At 68.1% G+C, this 16,043-nt stretch carries 13 protein-coding genes; 6 read left to right on the forward strand and 7 right to left on the reverse strand.

Annotation, left to right across the window (positions count from 1 at the left end; all coding sequences use genetic code 11):
- The first annotated feature begins 13 nt into the window (after positions 1-13).
- From ABZ928_RS30695 to ABZ928_RS30720, 6 genes are all read left to right on the forward strand, one after another.
- Entirely contained in the window at positions 14-859 is an 846-nt protein-coding gene (locus tag ABZ928_RS30695; RefSeq protein WP_361525980.1) for a hypothetical protein, read from the forward strand.
- A 97-nt stretch (positions 860-956) separates the two neighbouring features.
- Entirely contained in the window at positions 957-1,784 is an 828-nt protein-coding gene (locus tag ABZ928_RS30700; RefSeq protein ID WP_361525983.1) for an LppX_LprAFG lipoprotein, read from the forward strand.
- A gap of 287 nt (positions 1,785-2,071) precedes the next feature.
- On the forward strand, positions 2,072-2,602 hold the full coding sequence (gene rplJ, locus ABZ928_RS30705; RefSeq protein WP_361525986.1) for a 50S ribosomal protein L10: 531 nt from the start codon (positions 2,072-2,074) through the stop codon (positions 2,600-2,602).
- Between the two features lie 117 nt (positions 2,603-2,719).
- Positions 2,720-3,106 (forward strand): 50S ribosomal protein L7/L12, encoded by a 387-nt coding sequence (gene rplL, locus ABZ928_RS30710; RefSeq protein ID WP_361525989.1) that lies wholly within the window; start codon positions 2,720-2,722, stop codon positions 3,104-3,106.
- Between the two features lie 539 nt (positions 3,107-3,645).
- Positions 3,646-7,131, forward strand: coding sequence for a DNA-directed RNA polymerase subunit beta (rpoB, locus tag ABZ928_RS30715; protein ID WP_361525992.1), 3,486 nt, complete (start codon positions 3,646-3,648; stop codon positions 7,129-7,131).
- A gap of 97 nt (positions 7,132-7,228) precedes the next feature.
- Entirely contained in the window at positions 7,229-11,128 is a 3,900-nt protein-coding gene (locus ABZ928_RS30720; RefSeq protein ID WP_361525995.1) for a DNA-directed RNA polymerase subunit beta', read from the forward strand.
- Between the two features lie 65 nt (positions 11,129-11,193).
- Here the strand turns inward: ABZ928_RS30720 and ABZ928_RS30725 are convergent, their stop codons facing one another.
- From ABZ928_RS30725 to ABZ928_RS30755, 7 genes are all read right to left on the reverse strand, one after another.
- Positions 11,194-11,457: a hypothetical protein gene (locus ABZ928_RS30725; protein WP_361525997.1), complete on the reverse strand. Its 264-nt coding sequence runs from the start codon at positions 11,455-11,457 to the stop codon at positions 11,194-11,196.
- Positions 11,450-11,674 (reverse strand): hypothetical protein, encoded by a 225-nt coding sequence (locus ABZ928_RS30730; protein WP_361526000.1) that lies wholly within the window; start codon positions 11,672-11,674, stop codon positions 11,450-11,452. The genes ABZ928_RS30725 and ABZ928_RS30730 overlap by 8 nt, the downstream gene beginning before the upstream one ends.
- A gap of 3 nt (positions 11,675-11,677) precedes the next feature.
- On the reverse strand, positions 11,678-12,559 hold the full coding sequence (locus tag ABZ928_RS30735) for a peptidoglycan-binding protein (protein WP_361526003.1): 882 nt from the start codon (positions 12,557-12,559) through the stop codon (positions 11,678-11,680).
- An 83-nt stretch (positions 12,560-12,642) separates the two neighbouring features.
- On the reverse strand, positions 12,643-13,077 hold the full coding sequence (locus ABZ928_RS30740) for an ATP-binding protein (RefSeq protein WP_361526006.1): 435 nt from the start codon (positions 13,075-13,077) through the stop codon (positions 12,643-12,645).
- A 22-nt stretch (positions 13,078-13,099) separates the two neighbouring features.
- Complete coding sequence (locus tag ABZ928_RS30745; RefSeq protein ID WP_361526008.1) at positions 13,100-13,789, reverse strand: hypothetical protein; 690 nt, start codon at positions 13,787-13,789, stop codon at positions 13,100-13,102.
- Positions 13,789-14,940, reverse strand: coding sequence for a hypothetical protein (locus ABZ928_RS30750; RefSeq protein ID WP_361526010.1), 1,152 nt, complete (start codon positions 14,938-14,940; stop codon positions 13,789-13,791). Before ABZ928_RS30750 ends, ABZ928_RS30745 begins: the two co-directional genes overlap by 1 nt.
- The gene (locus ABZ928_RS30755; RefSeq protein WP_361526012.1) at positions 14,937-16,040 is read right to left on the reverse strand and encodes a hypothetical protein; all 1,104 of its coding nucleotides are present in this window, start codon (positions 16,038-16,040) and stop codon (positions 14,937-14,939) included. Before ABZ928_RS30755 ends, ABZ928_RS30750 begins: the two co-directional genes overlap by 4 nt.
- Between the last annotated feature and the right edge of the window lie 3 nt (positions 16,041-16,043).

The raw sequence follows: 16,043 nt of genomic DNA on the forward strand, positions 1-16,043 counted from the left end.
CACAGGGGGACGCATGAAGAGCAGCACGGGGGGCCGTACGGTCTGCTCGGTCGCGGTGGTGGCCGTACTGGTGGGCGTGGCCGGCTGCACCTCCTCCGGCTCCTCCGACGACAAGCCCGCACAGAGCCGTGAGGCGACACCCTCCGGCTCCGTCGCGGCGGCCCTGCGCTCCGCCGAGCGCACCACCGAACAGGCCGCGTCGGCCCGGGTGAGCAGCGTCACGGTCATGGGCACCCAGCTGTCCGTCAAGGGCGACGGCGCCATCGGCTGGCGGGACGGGCTCACCGGCCGGATGACGATCACGTACACCGGTGGCACGGTGGCCGACACCATGCGGGAGCTGGGTGTGACCTCGATGGAGGCCCGCTATCTCGCCGACGCCTACTACGCGCGCATGGGGGACACGTTCGCGGCGAGGATCGGCGGCAAACACTGGGTGAAGTACGCCTACGAGGACCTCAAGACCCTCGGCGGCGGCGCCAACTTCGCCGATCAGATGCGCAGCACCACGCCCGACCAGTCCGTGAAGCTGCTGCTGGACTCCGAGGACGTGCGCCGGGTCGGCGCGGAGAAGGTGGGCGGGCGGAGCGCCACGCACTACTCCGGGACCGTCGCGGTGGCGGACGTCACCGACGCGGATTTGCGCCGGCAGCTCGACCGGGCCGGGGTCACCACCGAGACCGTCGACATCTGGGTCGACGACAGGAACCTGCTGGTCAAGAAGGTCGAGAAGAGCCGGACGGCGACCGATCAGGTGACCCAGACCGCCCTCTACAGCGACTACGGCGTGCGCGTCTCCGTCGAGAAGCCGCCGGCCGCCGACACCGAGGACTTCAAGGCGCTGCTGAAGAAGCGCTGAGGAAACCGGGCGGCGGCTCCACCCCCTGAGGGATTAGGCTCACGATCTTCGCTGTGCGCCGACCACGCATCAGCCATGTGTTCCTCGGGGGGATTCCATGAGATCTGCCGTACGCGCCGCCGTGCCGCTCGCCGCGCTCCTGCTGGCCGGCTGCGGCGCCGGCAGCGGCGCGGGGGAGTCCTCCGGGACGTCCGCCGCGGACGCCGTCGCGCGGGCCGCCGAGAAGTCGCAGGACGTGACGTCGGTCCACTACCGCGCCACCGGCCGCATACCGGAGACGGGCCGGGTCAGCACCGAGGCGCAGGTCTCCGTCGAGCCGTCGCGGGCCCGCGTGACGACGGTCCAGTCGGGCACCTCGGCGGGCAGGATGGAGTTCCGTCTCGTCGACGGCGTGCTCTACGAGAACGTGGCCGACAAGGACGTGAAGGAAGTCGGCGGCAGACACTGGGTCAGCTTCGGGCCGACCGCGAAGTTCACGGCGGGCGGCGGCCTGAAGATGGACGTCACCCTGCTGCGCGACCAGGCCGCCCGGAACCCGGCCCGGGACGCCGCCTTCCTGGCCGCCGCCGACGACGTACGGCGCGACGGCACCGAGAAGGTCGACGGCGCCGCCACCACGCACTACACGGGGACGGCGACCCTCGACGCCCTGCGCGGCTGGCTCAAGGAGCAGAAGAAGGCCACCCGCACCCGGCTCGGCCCCGGCCTCGACGAGTACGACCGGCTGGAGGTCGACGAGCTCACCCTGGACGTCTGGATCGGGGGCGACGACCGGGTCAAGCAGTTGCGCACCCAGGGCATGGGACGCCACGGCGAACTCGACCTCACCACCGTGCTCTCCTACGGCAAGCCGGTCACCGTCCGGGCCCCTGCCGCCGACGACACGGTGGATCTGCGCAAGCGGGCGAAGGACACCGCGCGCTGAGCACAGTACGGGCCGATTTGCTTGACAGTGATGCGGTCACGTACTCTCTCGGAGAAGCCAAAGACCGCTGGTCGTTGCCGTGCGCTCGCAAGAGGGTTCGGTGGCCGAAGGATCCGCTGAAAATCGCGGACGACCCGCGCAGGTGACTGTGGAAGTTGCTCCCGGAGTTCGCTGCCCAACAGCGTGCGAGTCCCGGTCGAGCCACGCCCCGTGCGCCTGCGCCGGGGCGTTTCGTTTTCCGCAGCCCCTTCTGAGCGGTCCTCATCACCCGGAAGGAGGCCACGCTTATGGCAAGGCCCGACAAGGCTGCCGCGGTAGCCGAGCTCGCGGACCAGTTCCGCAGCTCGAACGCCGCTGTGCTGACCGAGTACCGGGGTCTCACCGTGGCGCAGCTCAAGACGCTGCGTCGTTCGCTCGGTGAAGACGCCCAGTACGCCGTGGTGAAGAACACGCTGACCAAGATCGCGGCCAACGAGGCCGGGATCAACACGCTCGACGACCTGTTCAACGGTCCGACGGCGGTCGCCTTCATCACCGGTGACCCGGTGGTGTCGGCGAAGGGTCTTCGTGACTTCGCCAAGGACAACCCGAACCTCGTCATCAAGGGCGGTGTCCTTGACGGCAAGGCGCTGTCCGCCGACGAGATCAAGAAGCTCGCGGACCTCGAGTCCCGCGAGGTTCTGCTCGCCAAGCTGGCGGGTGCCTTCAAGGGCAAGCAGACTCAGGCTGCGCAGCTCTTCCAGGCGCTTCCCTCGAAGCTCGTCCGCACCGTGGACGCTCTTCGCGCCAAGCAGGCCGAGCAGGGCGGTGCCGAGTAACTCGGCTCGCACATTGACCGCGGCCGCCTGAGGCGGAAGTGGTCGACGCGGGCCGAACGTACGCCCGCCGACATGTACATCACGGCACCAGCCGATCAAGTGGAAGGATCGCCCGACATGGCGACGAAGCTGTCCCAGGAAGAGCTGCTCGAGCAGTTCGAGTCCCTCACCCTCATCGAGCTCTCCGAGTTCGTGAAGGCGTTCGAGGAGAAGTTCGACGTCACCGCCGCCGCGGCCGTCGCCGTTGCCGGCCCCGCCGTCCCCGGCGCCCCGGCCGAGGCCGCTGAGGAGCAGGACGAGTTCGACGTCATCCTCACCGGCGCCGGCGAGAAGAAGATCCAGGTCATCAAGGTCGTGCGTGAGCTGACCTCCCTGGGTCTGAAGGAGGCCAAGGACCTCGTCGACGGCACGCCGAAGGCTGTCGTCGAGAAGGTCAACAAGGAGGCCGCGGAGAAGGCTGCCGAGGCCCTCAAGGCCGCCGGTGCCTCCGTCGAGGTCAAGTAAGACCTTTTGCAGGCCCCATAGGCCTGTAACGCAATAGCGCTGAAGAGCGATCATCCATCCGGGTGGTCGCTCTTCGGCGTTCCCGGGGTCCCTGTGGCGGCGGACTTGTCCCCGGGTGCGCGAGGGGTATGGTGATCTTCGTCGTGCCTCTGAGCACCCCTGGTGGCGACCGGTCGGGGCGAGACAGGCCTTGACGAACCGCACGCAGCGCGCAATTCTCAGGACGCGTCGCCAGAACGGTCCGAATCCGAGGCATGGATCGGCGACGAAGAGGGCAGTATCAACGTGCGTTGAGGGCAGGCATGCCGAAGGCGTTGAGGACAACGAGGGTCACAGAAAATCGGGGCTGGACATCAGTGCGCCAAGTGGCTACACTGACCCTTTGCGCTGCCTGTTAGCTGTCCCCTGCCCGTCACCAGGGGTCTGCCCTCGCCTGAGCCACGACGATCAGAAGATCCCTGACCTGGGATTTCTATCGCTGTGGGCGGAGAGGGACCGGTACGCGCGTAGTGAGTCCGAGCCCTCGGAAGGACCCCCTCTTGGCCGCCTCGCGCACTGCCTCGAACGCGAATATGAACAACGGCGCCAGCACTGCCCCGCTGCGCATTTCCTTTGCAAAGATCAAGGAGCCTCTCGAGGTTCCGAACCTGCTCGCGCTGCAGACCGAGAGCTTTGACTGGCTGCTCGGGAACACCGCCTGGCAGAGTCGGGTCGAGGAGGCTCTGGAGTCCGGTCAGGACGTCCCCACCAAGTCCGGTCTGGAGGAGATCTTCGAGGAGATCTCCCCGATCGAGGACTTCTCCGGGTCGATGTCGCTGACGTTCCGCGACCACCGCTTCGAGCCGCCGAAGAACAGCATCGACGAGTGCAAGGACCGCGACTTCACGTACGCGGCCCCGCTCTTCGTGACGGCTGAGTTCACCAACAACGAGACCGGCGAGATCAAGTCCCAGACGGTCTTCATGGGCGACTTCCCGCTCATGACCCACAAGGGCACCTTCGTCATCAACGGCACCGAGCGTGTCGTGGTGTCGCAGCTGGTCCGCTCGCCGGGTGTCTACTTCGACTCCTCCATCGACAAGACGTCCGACAAGGACATCTTCTCGGCCAAGATCATCCCGTCCCGGGGTGCCTGGCTGGAGATGGAGATCGACAAGCGCGACATGGTCGGTGTCCGCATCGACCGCAAGCGCAAGCAGTCCGTGACCGTCCTCCTCAAGGCTCTCGGCTGGACCACCGAGCAGATCCTGGAGGAGTTCGGCGAGTACGAGTCGATGCGCGCCACCCTGGAGAAGGACCACACCCAGGGCCAGGACGACGCGCTGCTCGACATCTACCGCAAGCTGCGTCCGGGCGAGCCGCCGACGCGTGAGGCCGCGCAGACGCTGCTCGAGAACCTCTACTTCAACCCGAAGCGCTACGACCTGGCCAAGGTCGGCCGCTACAAGGTCAACAAGAAGCTGGGTGCGGAGGCTCCGCTCGACGCGGGCGTCCTGACCGTCGAGGACGTCATCTCGACGATCAAGTACCTGGTCAAGCTGCACGCGGGCGAGACCGAGACGGTCGGCGACAGCGGTGTGAGCATCGTCGTCGAGACCGACGACATCGACCACTTCGGCAACCGTCGTCTGCGCAGCGTCGGCGAGCTCATCCAGAACCAGGTCCGTACGGGTCTGGCTCGTATGGAGCGCGTCGTGCGTGAGCGCATGACGACCCAGGACGTCGAGGCGATCACGCCGCAGACCCTGATCAACATCCGGCCGGTCGTCGCCTCCATCAAGGAGTTCTTCGGCACCAGCCAGCTGTCGCAGTTCATGGACCAGAACAACCCGCTGTCGGGTCTCACCCACAAGCGCCGTCTGTCGGCTCTTGGTCCGGGTGGTCTCTCCCGTGAGCGGGCCGGCTTCGAGGTCCGTGACGTGCACCCGTCTCACTACGGCCGTATGTGCCCGATCGAGACGCCCGAAGGCCCGAACATCGGTCTGATCGGTTCGCTCGCCTCCTACGGCCGCGTCAACGCGTTCGGTTTCGTGGAGACGCCGTACCGCAAGGTCGTCGACGGTGTCGTCACCGACGAGGTCGACTACCTCACGGCCGACGAAGAGGACCGATTCGTCATCGCGCAGGCCAACGCCACGCTCGACGACGAACTGCGCTTCACCGAGAACCGCGTCCTGGTCCGCCGTCGTGGCGGCGAGGTCGACTACGTCCCCGGTGACGACGTGGACTACATGGACGTCTCGCCGCGCCAGATGGTGTCGGTCGCGACCGCCATGATCCCGTTCCTCGAGCACGACGACGCCAACCGTGCCCTCATGGGCGCGAACATGATGCGTCAGGCCGTGCCCCTGATCAAGAGCGAGTCCCCGCTCGTCGGCACCGGCATGGAGTACCGCTCCGCCGTCGACGCCGGCGACGTGGTCAAGGCCGAGAAGGCGGGTGTGGTCCAGGAGGTCTCCGCGGACTACATCACCACGGCCAACGACGACGGCACGTACATCACGTACCGCCTGGCCAAGTTCGCCCGCTCCAACCAGGGCACCTCGGTCAACCAGAAGGTCATCGTCAACGAGGGCGACCGGATCATCGAGGGCCAGGTCCTGGCCGACGGTCCGGCCACCGAGAACGGCGAGATGGCGCTGGGCAAGAACCTGCTCGTGGCGTTCATGCCGTGGGAGGGTCACAACTACGAGGACGCGATCATCCTGTCGCAGCGCCTCGTGCAGGACGACGTCCTCTCCTCGATCCACATCGAGGAGCACGAGGTCGACGCCCGTGACACCAAGCTCGGCCCCGAGGAGATCACCCGGGACATCCCGAACGTCTCCGAGGAGGTCCTCGCCGACCTCGACGAGCGCGGCATCATCCGGATCGGTGCCGAGGTCGTCGCCGGTGACATCCTCGTCGGCAAGGTCACGCCCAAGGGTGAGACCGAGCTGACGCCGGAGGAGCGCCTGCTCCGCGCGATCTTCGGTGAGAAGGCCCGTGAGGTCCGTGACACCTCCCTGAAGGTGCCGCACGGCGAGATCGGCAAGGTCATCGGCGTCCGCGTCTTCGACCGTGAAGAGGGCGACGAGCTGCCGCCGGGCGTGAACCAGCTGGTTCGTGTCTACGTGGCGCAGAAGCGCAAGATCACGGACGGTGACAAGCTCGCCGGCCGTCACGGCAACAAGGGTGTTATCTCGAAGATCCTTCCGATCGAGGACATGCCGTTCCTCGAGGACGGAACTCCGGTCGACATCATCCTCAACCCGCTCGGTGTCCCGTCCCGAATGAACCCGGGACAGGTCCTGGAGATCCACCTCGGCTGGCTCGCCAGCCGCGGCTGGGACGTCTCCGGTCTCGGCGAGGACTGGGCGCAGCGCCTCCAGGCCATCGGCGCCGACCAGGTCGCCGCCGGCACCAATGTCGCCACCCCGGTGTTCGACGGTGCGCGTGAGGACGAGCTCGCGGGTCTGCTGAACCACACCATTCCGAACCGCGACGGCGACCGCATGGTGCAGCCGACCGGTAAGGCGCGGCTGTTCGACGGCCGCTCCGGTGAGCCGTTCCCGGACCCGATCTCCATCGGGTACATGTACATCCTGAAGCTGCACCACCTGGTCGACGACAAGCTCCACGCCCGTTCGACCGGTCCGTACTCGATGATCACCCAGCAGCCGCTGGGTGGTAAGGCGCAGTTCGGTGGTCAGCGCTTCGGTGAGATGGAGGTGTGGGCGCTGGAGGCATACGGCGCCGCGTACGCCCTCCAGGAGCTGCTGACGATCAAGTCCGACGACGTCACGGGCCGCGTGAAGGTCTACGAGGCGATCGTCAAGGGCGAGAACATCCCCGAGCCCGGCATCCCCGAGTCCTTCAAGGTGCTCATCAAGGAGATGCAGTCGCTCTGCCTGAACGTGGAGGTGCTGTCCAGCGACGGTATGTCCATCGAGATGCGTGACACCGACGAGGATGTCTTCCGCGCTGCGGAGGAGCTCGGCATCGACCTGTCCCGGCGCGAGCCGAGCAGCGTCGAAGAGGTCTGACGGGAGTTCGGGCGGGCTCACGACCATGAGCCCGTCCGGCCCCAGGACCCCCGTATCAGACCCCAAGACTTACGACCCTGAGAGGGATTGACGCATAGTGCTCGACGTCAACTTCTTCGACGAGCTCCGGATCGGCCTGGCCACCGCGGACGACATCCGTCAGTGGAGCCACGGCGAGGTCAAGAAGCCCGAGACCATCAACTACCGCACCCTCAAGCCCGAAAAGGACGGACTCTTCTGCGAGAAGATCTTCGGTCCGACCCGGGACTGGGAGTGCTACTGCGGCAAGTACAAGCGTGTCCGCTTCAAGGGCATCATCTGTGAGCGCTGTGGCGTCGAGGTGACTCGCGCCAAGGTGCGCCGTGAGCGGATGGGCCACATCGAGCTGGCCGCGCCCGTCACGCACATCTGGTACTTCAAGGGTGTTCCTTCGCGCCTCGGCTACCTGCTGGACCTGGCGCCCAAGGACCTCGAGAAGGTCATCTACTTCGCGGCGTACATGATCACGTACGTCGACGAGGAGCGCCGTACGCGTGACCTGCCCTCCCTGGAGGCGCATGTCTCCGTCGAGCGGCAGCAGATCGAGAACCGTCGCGACTCCGACCTGGAGGCCCGCGCCAAGAAGCTCGAGACCGACCTGGCCGAGCTCGAGGCCGAGGGTGCCAAGGCCGATGTGCGCCGCAAGGTGCGCGAGGGTGCCGAGCGTGAGATGAAGCAGCTGCGTGACCGTGCGCAGCGCGAGATCGACCGTCTCGACGAGGTGTGGACCCGCTTCAAGAACCTCAAGGTCCAGGACCTCGAAGGTGACGAGCTGCTCTACCGCGAGCTGCGGGACCGCTTCGGCACGTACTTCGACGGTTCGATGGGTGCCGCGGCGCTGCAGAAGCGCCTGGAGTCCTTCGACCTGGAGGAGGAGGCCGAGCGCCTCCGCGAGATCATCCGTACCGGCAAGGGCCAGAAGAAGACCCGTGCGCTGAAGCGGCTGAAGGTCGTGTCTGCCTTCCTGCAGACCTCCAACAGCCCCAAGGGCATGGTCCTCGACTGCGTCCCGGTCATTCCGCCGGACCTTCGCCCGATGGTGCAGCTGGACGGTGGCCGTTTCGCGACCTCCGACCTGAACGACCTGTACCGCCGTGTGATCAACCGCAACAACCGTCTGAAGCGCCTGCTCGACCTGGGTGCTCCGGAGATCATCGTCAACAACGAGAAGCGCATGCTTCAGGAGGCTGTTGACGCCCTCTTCGACAACGGTCGTCGTGGTCGCCCGGTCACCGGTCCCGGTAACCGCCCGCTGAAGTCCCTCAGCGACATGCTGAAGGGCAAGCAGGGTCGATTCCGTCAGAACCTGCTCGGCAAGCGAGTCGACTACTCGGCGCGTTCCGTCATCGTCGTCGGCCCGCAGCTGAAGCTGCACCAGTGCGGTCTGCCCAAGGCCATGGCGCTGGAGCTCTTCAAGCCGTTCGTGATGAAGCGCCTGGTCGACCTGAACCACGCGCAGAACATCAAGAGCGCCAAGCGCATGGTGGAGCGCGGCCGCACCGTCGTGTACGACGTCCTCGAAGAGGTCATCGCCGAGCACCCGGTGCTGCTGAACCGTGCTCCCACCCTGCACCGCCTCGGCATCCAGGCCTTCGAGCCGCAGCTGGTCGAGGGCAAGGCCATCCAGATCCACCCGCTCGTCTGCACCGCGTTCAACGCGGACTTCGACGGTGACCAGATGGCCGTCCACCTGCCGCTCTCCGCGGAGGCGCAGGCCGAGGCCCGCATCCTGATGCTGTCCTCGAACAACATCCTCAAGCCCGCCGACGGCCGTCCGGTGACGATGCCGACCCAGGACATGGTCCTCGGTCTGTTCTTCCTCACCACCGACGGTGAGCTCCGTGACACCAAGGGCGAGGGCCGTTCGTTCGGCTCCACGGCCGAGGCGATCATGGCGTTCGACGCCGGCGAGCTCGCGCTCCAGTCGCAGGTCGACATCCGCTTCCCGGTGGGCACCATCCCGCCGCGCGGCTGGACCCCGCCGGTGCGCGAGGAGGGTGAGCCGGAGTGGCAGAACGGTGACTCGTTCCGTCTGAACACCACCCTGGGCCGCGCGCTCTTCAACGAGCTGCTGCCCGAGGACTACCCGTTCGTCGACTACTCGGTCGGCAAGAAGCAGCTCTCCGAGATCGTCAACGACCTCGCCGAGCGCTACCCCAAGGTCATCGTGGCGGCGACGCTCGACAACCTGAAGGCGGCCGGCTTCTACTGGGCGACCCGTTCCGGTGTCACCGTCGCCATCTCCGACGTCGTCGTTCCCGAGGCGAAGAAGGAGATCGTCAAGGGCTACGAGGCGCAGGACGAGAAGGTCCAGAAGCAGTACGAGCGCGGTCTGATCACCAAGGAAGAGCGCACTCAGGAGCTCATCGCGATCTGGACCAAGGCGACCAACGAGGTCGCCGAGGCGATGAACGAGAACTTCCCCAAGACGAACCCCATCTTCATGATGGTTGACTCGGGTGCCCGAGGAAACATGATGCAGATGCGGCAGATCGCCGGTATGCGTGGTCTGGTGTCGAACGCCAAGAACGAGACGATCCCGCGTCCGATCAAGGCCTCCTTCCGTGAGGGCCTGTCGGTGCTGGAGTACTTCATCTCGACTCACGGTGCCCGTAAGGGTCTCGCCGACACCGCTCTGCGTACCGCCGACTCGGGTTACCTGACCCGTCGTCTGGTGGACGTCTCGCAGGACGTCATCATCCGCGAGGAGGACTGTGGCACCGAGCGCGGTCTGAAGCTGCGGATCGCCAACCGTGGCGCCGACGGTGTGCTGCGCAAGGCGGACGACGTCGAGACCAGCGTCTACGCCCGCATGCTCGCCGAGGACGTCGTCATCGACGGCAAGGTGATCGCGCCGGCCAACGTGGACCTCGGTGACGTGCTCATCGACCAGCTGGTGTTCCACGGGGTCGAGGAGGTCAAGACCCGCTCGATCCTGACCTGTGAGTCCCAGGTCGGCACCTGCGCCATGTGCTACGGCCGCTCCCTGGCCACCGGCAAGCTGGTCGACATCGGTGAGGCGGTCGGCATCATCGCCGCCCAGTCCATCGGTGAGCCCGGTACCCAGCTGACGATGCGTACCTTCCACACCGGTGGTGTGGCCGGTGACGACATCACCCAGGGTCTGCCGCGTGTCGTCGAGCTCTTCGAGGCCCGTACCCCGAAGGGTGTCGCGCCGATCTCCGAGGCGAGCGGTCGCGTTCGCATCGAGGAGACGGAGAAGACCAAGAAGATCGTCGTCACCCCGGACGACGGCAGCGACGAGACGGCGTTCCCGATCTCGAAGCGTGCCCGTCTTCTGGTCAGCGAGGGCGAGCACGTCGAGGTGGGCCAGAAGCTCACCGTGGGTGCCACCAACCCGCACGACGTGCTGCGCATCCTGGGTCAGCGTGCCGTCCAGGTCCACCTGGTCGGCGAGGTCCAGAAGGTCTACAACTCGCAGGGTGTGTCGATCCACGACAAGCACATCGAGATCATCATCCGGCAGATGCTCCGCCGTGTGACGATCATCGAGTCCGGCGACGCCGAGCTGCTGCCCGGCGAGCTGGTCGAGCGCTCGAAGTTCGAGGTCGAGAACCGTCGTGTGGTCCAGGAAGGCGGCCACCCGGCCTCCGGCCGTCCGCAGCTGATGGGTATCACCAAGGCCTCGCTGGCGACCGAGTCGTGGCTGTCGGCGGCGTCCTTCCAGGAGACGACCAGGGTCCTCACGGACGCGGCGATCAACGCCAAGTCCGACTCCCTGATCGGCCTCAAGGAGAACGTCATCATCGGTAAGCTCATCCCGGCCGGTACGGGTCTGTCCCGCTACCGCAACATCCGGGTCGAGCCGACCGAGGAGGCCAAGGCCGCGATGTACTCGGCCGTCGGCTACGACGACATCGACTACTCGCCGTTCGGCACGGGCTCCGGCCAGGCCGTTCCGCTGGAGGACTACGACTACGGTCCGTACAACCAGTAAGCGAGCAGCATGAGTTGAAGGGCGGTCACCCCGTTTCGTACGGGGTGACCGCCCTTCGGCGTTCTCTAGTGCGGGGTCAGTTCCCACGCCGTGACCATCACAGTCGCTACGGCGGCCAGCGCACCGATGCTCGTCAGTGGCCAGCGGGAGCGCTCCAGGGCGTCCAAGCGCTGTTCGTGGTCGGCGAGTTGTTTGTCGGTCTGGTCGCTGCGCTGGACGAGCAGGGCGAGGGAACCGTCGACGCGGGCGAAGCCGGCCTCCAAGGTGCCGCGGAGGCGCTCCAGTTCCAGGGCGACGGCGATCGGGTCATTCGGGTCGGGGTCACCCATCCGCGCCTCCTTCCGTCCGCAGCCACGAGGGCAGCAGTGCCTGGACGCCGGGCAGGGCCATGACCCGGGCCAGGCCGCCCGCGACGGCGAGCGCACCGGCGGCCCAGGGGAGGGACTCCGGGACGCCGGAGGCCCGGACGATCTCCGGGAGCATGACCGCGACGCCGACCGTGGTCTGGAGGGTGGTGCGCAGGGTGCGCTTGGTGGAGTCCTTCATGGGTCAGATCTCCTTGGTGTACGGCACCTTGAGCGCGGCCCAGGACTTCGCGCCGGGCCAGCCGTCGGCGGCGGTGCCGGTGTAGCCGCGCCTGCGCTGCCACTTGGCGTACGACGCGCGGTCGGCGTCGGTCCACTGGGGGCCGGGTCCTTCGGTGTACGCGGAGCAGCCTTCGGCGACCAGGCGCTTGCCCATCGCGGTGATGACGGGGGACTTGGGGTTCTTCTTGAACCAGGCGGCGCCGGGGAAGGGCTGGTGGGCGGGCTTGGCGGGGGTGGTCTCCGTCGGCTGCTCACCGAGCAGCTGGGAAACCCTGGCCCGGAAGTCCGCCATGGTGAAGCCGCGCGGGTCGATCTTGGCGCTGGTCCACTCCTTGTGGCCGATGACGGAGGCCGCCGTCCAGCCGTGCGCCCGGCACAGCGCGGCCGACGCGCGGGCCATGGCGTCCAGCTGGACCTCGGGCCAGGGGTCCTTGCCGTCGCCGAGGTTGACGCACTCGAAGCCGTAGAAGTGGACGTTGCCGTCGGTGTCGTTCTCGTCGGGGGCGGGGAGCGTGGCGCGTTCGGCGATCACCGCTTCCAGTACGTCGCCGTCGCCGCTGCCCGCGTGGTTGGCTCGGCCGTTGCCGACCAGGTGGACCGTGCCGTCCTTGGCGATGACGCCGTGGCAGAGGGGGCCGGGGAGGTCGGAGCGGCCGTTGAAGCAGAGGCTGACGGTGGCGGTGGTGCCGAAGGTGACGGTGTGGTGGATGATCACGCCGTTGACCGGGCCCCAACTGCCCTTGTGGTTGCGGTTGTTGGTGCGCCAGCCGGCGTGTTCGACGACGCTGACACCCTCCTTCCGGAGGGCGGAGAGCAGGGCGTCGGCGGAGAGGGGTGTGGCCATGGGCGGGTCCTTCGGGGTGACGCGGGCATGAGAAAACCCCGGCCGGCGGGAGCGGCTCGGGGCGGGCGGGAGCGGGGGATCGGCTAGGCGCCGGTGGTCGTGTCCGTCGTATCGGTGTTGCCCGATCCGTCGTCCGCACCGCCTCCCGTGTCGTCCCCGCCGCTCGGCCACAGCTCGCACAGGGCCCGGTAGGCCGCCGTGTTCTCCTGGAAGTTGGCGAGGGCGGCGGTCACCGCTCGCTGGACCGCGGTCTGGTCGGGGACGACCGGGTCCGTGCCGACCGGCATGACGGTGACGCGGCCGTTGCCGCGCAGGACGGAGCCGTTCGCGCCGGTCTCGGTGAACTGGGCGGTGACCGTGACCGGGGAGTAGGTGCCGGTGATCGAGTCGGGGGCGATGATGCTGCTCAGGCTGGTGTCGGAGACGTTGACGTAGATGGTGTGGCCGGCCTCGGTGAGGGTGGCGCGGCCGGCGAAGTCGATGGCCAGGCCCCAGGGCTGGGAGGTGTCGATGTCCATGGTGGGAGGTGCCTTTCCGGAGTCAGGTCTGGCGGCCGTGCATCAGTACGGGGTTGACGTAGACGGTGCCGCCGCTCGCGGCCATGGCCTGGATCTCGACCTTGAGCAGGGTGCCGAAGACCGAGCCGAAGTCGGAGCTGATCAGGCCCTCGTAGTTGAAGTCGGAGCCGGCGGCGACCGTGCTGCCCCACTGGACGCCGTTGACGAGGACCTGGACGCTGCCGGTGTAGCCGGTGGTGACGCGGGTGTTCATCAGGAGCCGCATCTTCGGCTGCCAGGCCACGTTGTAGGACATCGCGACCGTCGTCATGGCGGTCGCCGTGGTCTGCGGCCAGCGGGTGTACGTCGAGTCCTGCGGCGGCAGCATGGCCAGCCAGGGCCGGGCCAGGCCGCCGTTGCCGACGTCGTCCGAGAAGATCTCGCGCTCCGCGGTGTCGTAGATCCGCAGCGGCTGCTGCGAGGTGGCGGTGCCGTCGCCGTTGTACATGCTCAGGGCCCGGTTGCCGGTCTGGCGGCGGAGGTCCATCTGGTACTCGGTGCCGTTCCAGTTGCCGACCCGGAAGATGACGGGTCCGCCGGACGGGCCGACCGAGAGGGCGCCGCCCGCGACCGTGTTGAGGGCGGGGCGGCTGTTGACGGCGGTGGACAGCTGCTGGATCCGGCGTTCCATCTGGGTCAGCCGGTCGATGATGTCTTCGGGCAACTGGGGCATCAGTCGGCCTCCTCCAGATAGAGCTCGGCGGTGTCCGGGCGGCCGCGCTGGGCCGGGCTGACCTTGACGCCGATGATCCGGTAGCGGGCGTCGAGGCCCTCGGTGAACCACTCGTCCCTGATCCGGATACGGGCGGTGCGGCCGAGCAGCGCCGTCGGCACCAGGTCGTCGAGGCGGACACTGATCTCGGGGATCACCACCGCCCCGGTGGCGGCGGTGAGTTCGGTGCGGGCGATGGCGTCGAGGGTCGCCGGGGCGGTGATCTCGTTGTGGTCCGAGGTCAGGTCGATGCGCGGATATCCGGCGTGCCCGGCCGCCGTCCCGATCAGCTGGTCGGCGACCGCGACCGTGGAGGCGAGCGGTCGGGACTCGCTGGCCTGGTCGGTGTTGGTGGAGGCGCCCCGGGCGCGGGCGGTGGTGCCGCCGCGGGTCGCGTCGCGCGGGAAGGAGTACGACAGGATCGTGCCGGGCCGGTCCAGGACCAGGTCGGTGCTGCCAGTCTTGATCTTGTCGTGGCCCAGGACCAGGCGGCGCACCCGGGCGCCCGAGACCGGGTCGGTGTACACGGTGACGTGGTACTCGAAGCCGTGCTCCAGGGCGGCCAGGGCGTCCAGCGCATCCAGGTAGGAGGTCTCGTCGCCGTCCCGGTAGGTGACCGTACGGACGATGTCGGAGGTCTCGGTGCCGTAGGTGACGAGGATGTCCCCGCCGTCCAGGGAGGTCTGCATGTCGTTCCACAGGCCCCGGGCGATGGCCAGCTGGTCCGTGTCGGTGAACGTCAGCCGGTAGCCGGCGTCGTACGCGGCGGTCGTCGCCCGGATCAGCCGGCGGCCCGCGTACGACTCGAAGGTCGCCGCCTGGATGCCGAGGGTGAGGACGCCCTGGTCGTCGCTCTGCAGGGTGCTGGTCCAGATGATGCCGCCCCACCACAGGTCGTTGCCGCGCTGGAGGTAGACCGCGGTGCGGCCCTCCTCGATACGGCGGACCCGGGCGGCCATCTCCGCGTTGGGGACGGGGATGGTGCCGGAGAGGGAGCCGGCCTTGCCGATGTAGTCGTCGACGGTGACATCGCGCAGCGGGAGGATGTCGATGGTGTTGTCGGTGAGCAGGTCGCAGAAGATCGCCCGGTAGGGCGTGTTGAGGACGCTCATGCGGCGGCCTCGTAGGTGGCGGTGCCGCGGATGGCGTGGGTCGAGGCCCACGTCCAGGGGGAGAGGGCGTCCACGACGCCCTGGCCGGCGGAGCCGATCGCGGTGGCGTCGACCCGGCCCGTGCCGATGTTCAGCTCGAAGGTGCCGGTCGTGCCCAGGTAGATCCGGCCCATCGCGCGGGCGTTGGCCGCCGCGGACAGCTCGGTGAAGCCGACCACGGGCTGGGCGGCGGCCGCGGTCACCGGCAGCGAGAAGCGCCAGTTGTCCGAGTTGGTGGGGCTGGTGCCGAAGTCGGTGGTGGTGCCGAACACGATCGAGAAGTTGAGGTGCACGGTCGTACCGGACTTGAGGTAACGGCAGTTGACGGTCGCGTTGCCGAACGACGGTGTGGCGTTGCCCGTGCTGGTCGTCCAGGTCGGGGTCCAGCTCTGCCAGGTCGGCAGGACCGGGTAGTCGGCCCAGGCGGTGCCGGTCCAGCGTTGCAGCTGGCCGTAGTTGTCGCGGTACTGGCCGGGGTAGGCGCCGGCGGTGCTGCCGATGGTGACCGGCAGGATGCCGCCGACGGCGACCGTGGCCTGCCGCTGGTCGGCGAGGGCGGTGGACCAGGGGATCCCGCCGCCGCCCGCGCTCGTGCCCTTCGCCACCGTGACCTGGTAGAGCGGGAGCGCGAGGGAGGGCGTGGCGGGGACGGCGGGGGTGGCGGCCGGGGTGCCCTTGACGATCTCGACGACGGCCTCGGTGCGGCCCGAGCCGTCGTAGGCGTCGTCGTAGACCCGCAGGACGACGAGGTCGATCCTGCCGTACTGGGCGTCGCCGTCGGCGAAGGTCAGGGGCAGGTACTGGGTCAGGGCGACCGGGTAGGCGCCCTGGCCGTCGGCGCCCTGGACGACCGCCCGGCCGGGGCTGACGGAGGCGGTCATGGCGCCCGTCGTGCCGGTCACGGCGAGGCCGGAGACATGCCACTGGCCGTCGCCGGAGCCCGGCAGGATGCCGGAGCGGGTGGCGACGGCCGAGGTCGGGGTGAGGGCGCCGAGTGAGACGAGGCGGGTGTCCTCGCGGGACTGGCCGTCCGGGGACAGCCAGCCGGAGCGTACGGGCATGCT

The organism is Streptomyces sp. NPDC046909, from assembly GCF_040644695.1.
Lineage (GTDB): Bacteria > Actinomycetota > Actinomycetes > Streptomycetales > Streptomycetaceae > Streptomyces.

Excerpts from the sequence above, each read along its gene's own strand:
- ABZ928_RS30695 (WP_361525980.1), top strand. The coding sequence starts at position 14 with ATGAAGAGCAGCACGGGGGGCCGTACGGTCTGCTCGGTCGCGGTGGTG.
- ABZ928_RS30700 (WP_361525983.1), top strand. The coding sequence starts at position 957 with ATGAGATCTGCCGTACGCGCCGCCGTGCCGCTCGCCGCGCTCCTGCTG.
- rplJ (WP_361525986.1), top strand. The coding sequence starts at position 2,072 with ATGGCAAGGCCCGACAAGGCTGCCGCGGTAGCCGAGCTCGCGGACCAG.
- rplL (WP_361525989.1), top strand. The coding sequence starts at position 2,720 with ATGGCGACGAAGCTGTCCCAGGAAGAGCTGCTCGAGCAGTTCGAGTCC.
- ABZ928_RS30725 (WP_361525997.1), bottom strand. The coding sequence starts at position 11,457 with ATGGGTGACCCCGACCCGAATGACCCGATCGCCGTCGCCCTGGAACTG.
- ABZ928_RS30730 (WP_361526000.1), bottom strand. The coding sequence starts at position 11,674 with ATGAAGGACTCCACCAAGCGCACCCTGCGCACCACCCTCCAGACCACG.
- ABZ928_RS30735 (WP_361526003.1), bottom strand. The coding sequence starts at position 12,559 with ATGGCCACACCCCTCTCCGCCGACGCCCTGCTCTCCGCCCTCCGGAAG.
- ABZ928_RS30740 (WP_361526006.1), bottom strand. The coding sequence starts at position 13,077 with ATGGACATCGACACCTCCCAGCCCTGGGGCCTGGCCATCGACTTCGCC.
- ABZ928_RS30745 (WP_361526008.1), bottom strand. The coding sequence starts at position 13,789 with ATGCCCCAGTTGCCCGAAGACATCATCGACCGGCTGACCCAGATGGAA.
- ABZ928_RS30750 (WP_361526010.1), bottom strand. The coding sequence starts at position 14,940 with ATGAGCGTCCTCAACACGCCCTACCGGGCGATCTTCTGCGACCTGCTC.
- ABZ928_RS30755 (WP_361526012.1), bottom strand. The coding sequence starts at position 16,040 with ATGCCCGTACGCTCCGGCTGGCTGTCCCCGGACGGCCAGTCCCGCGAG.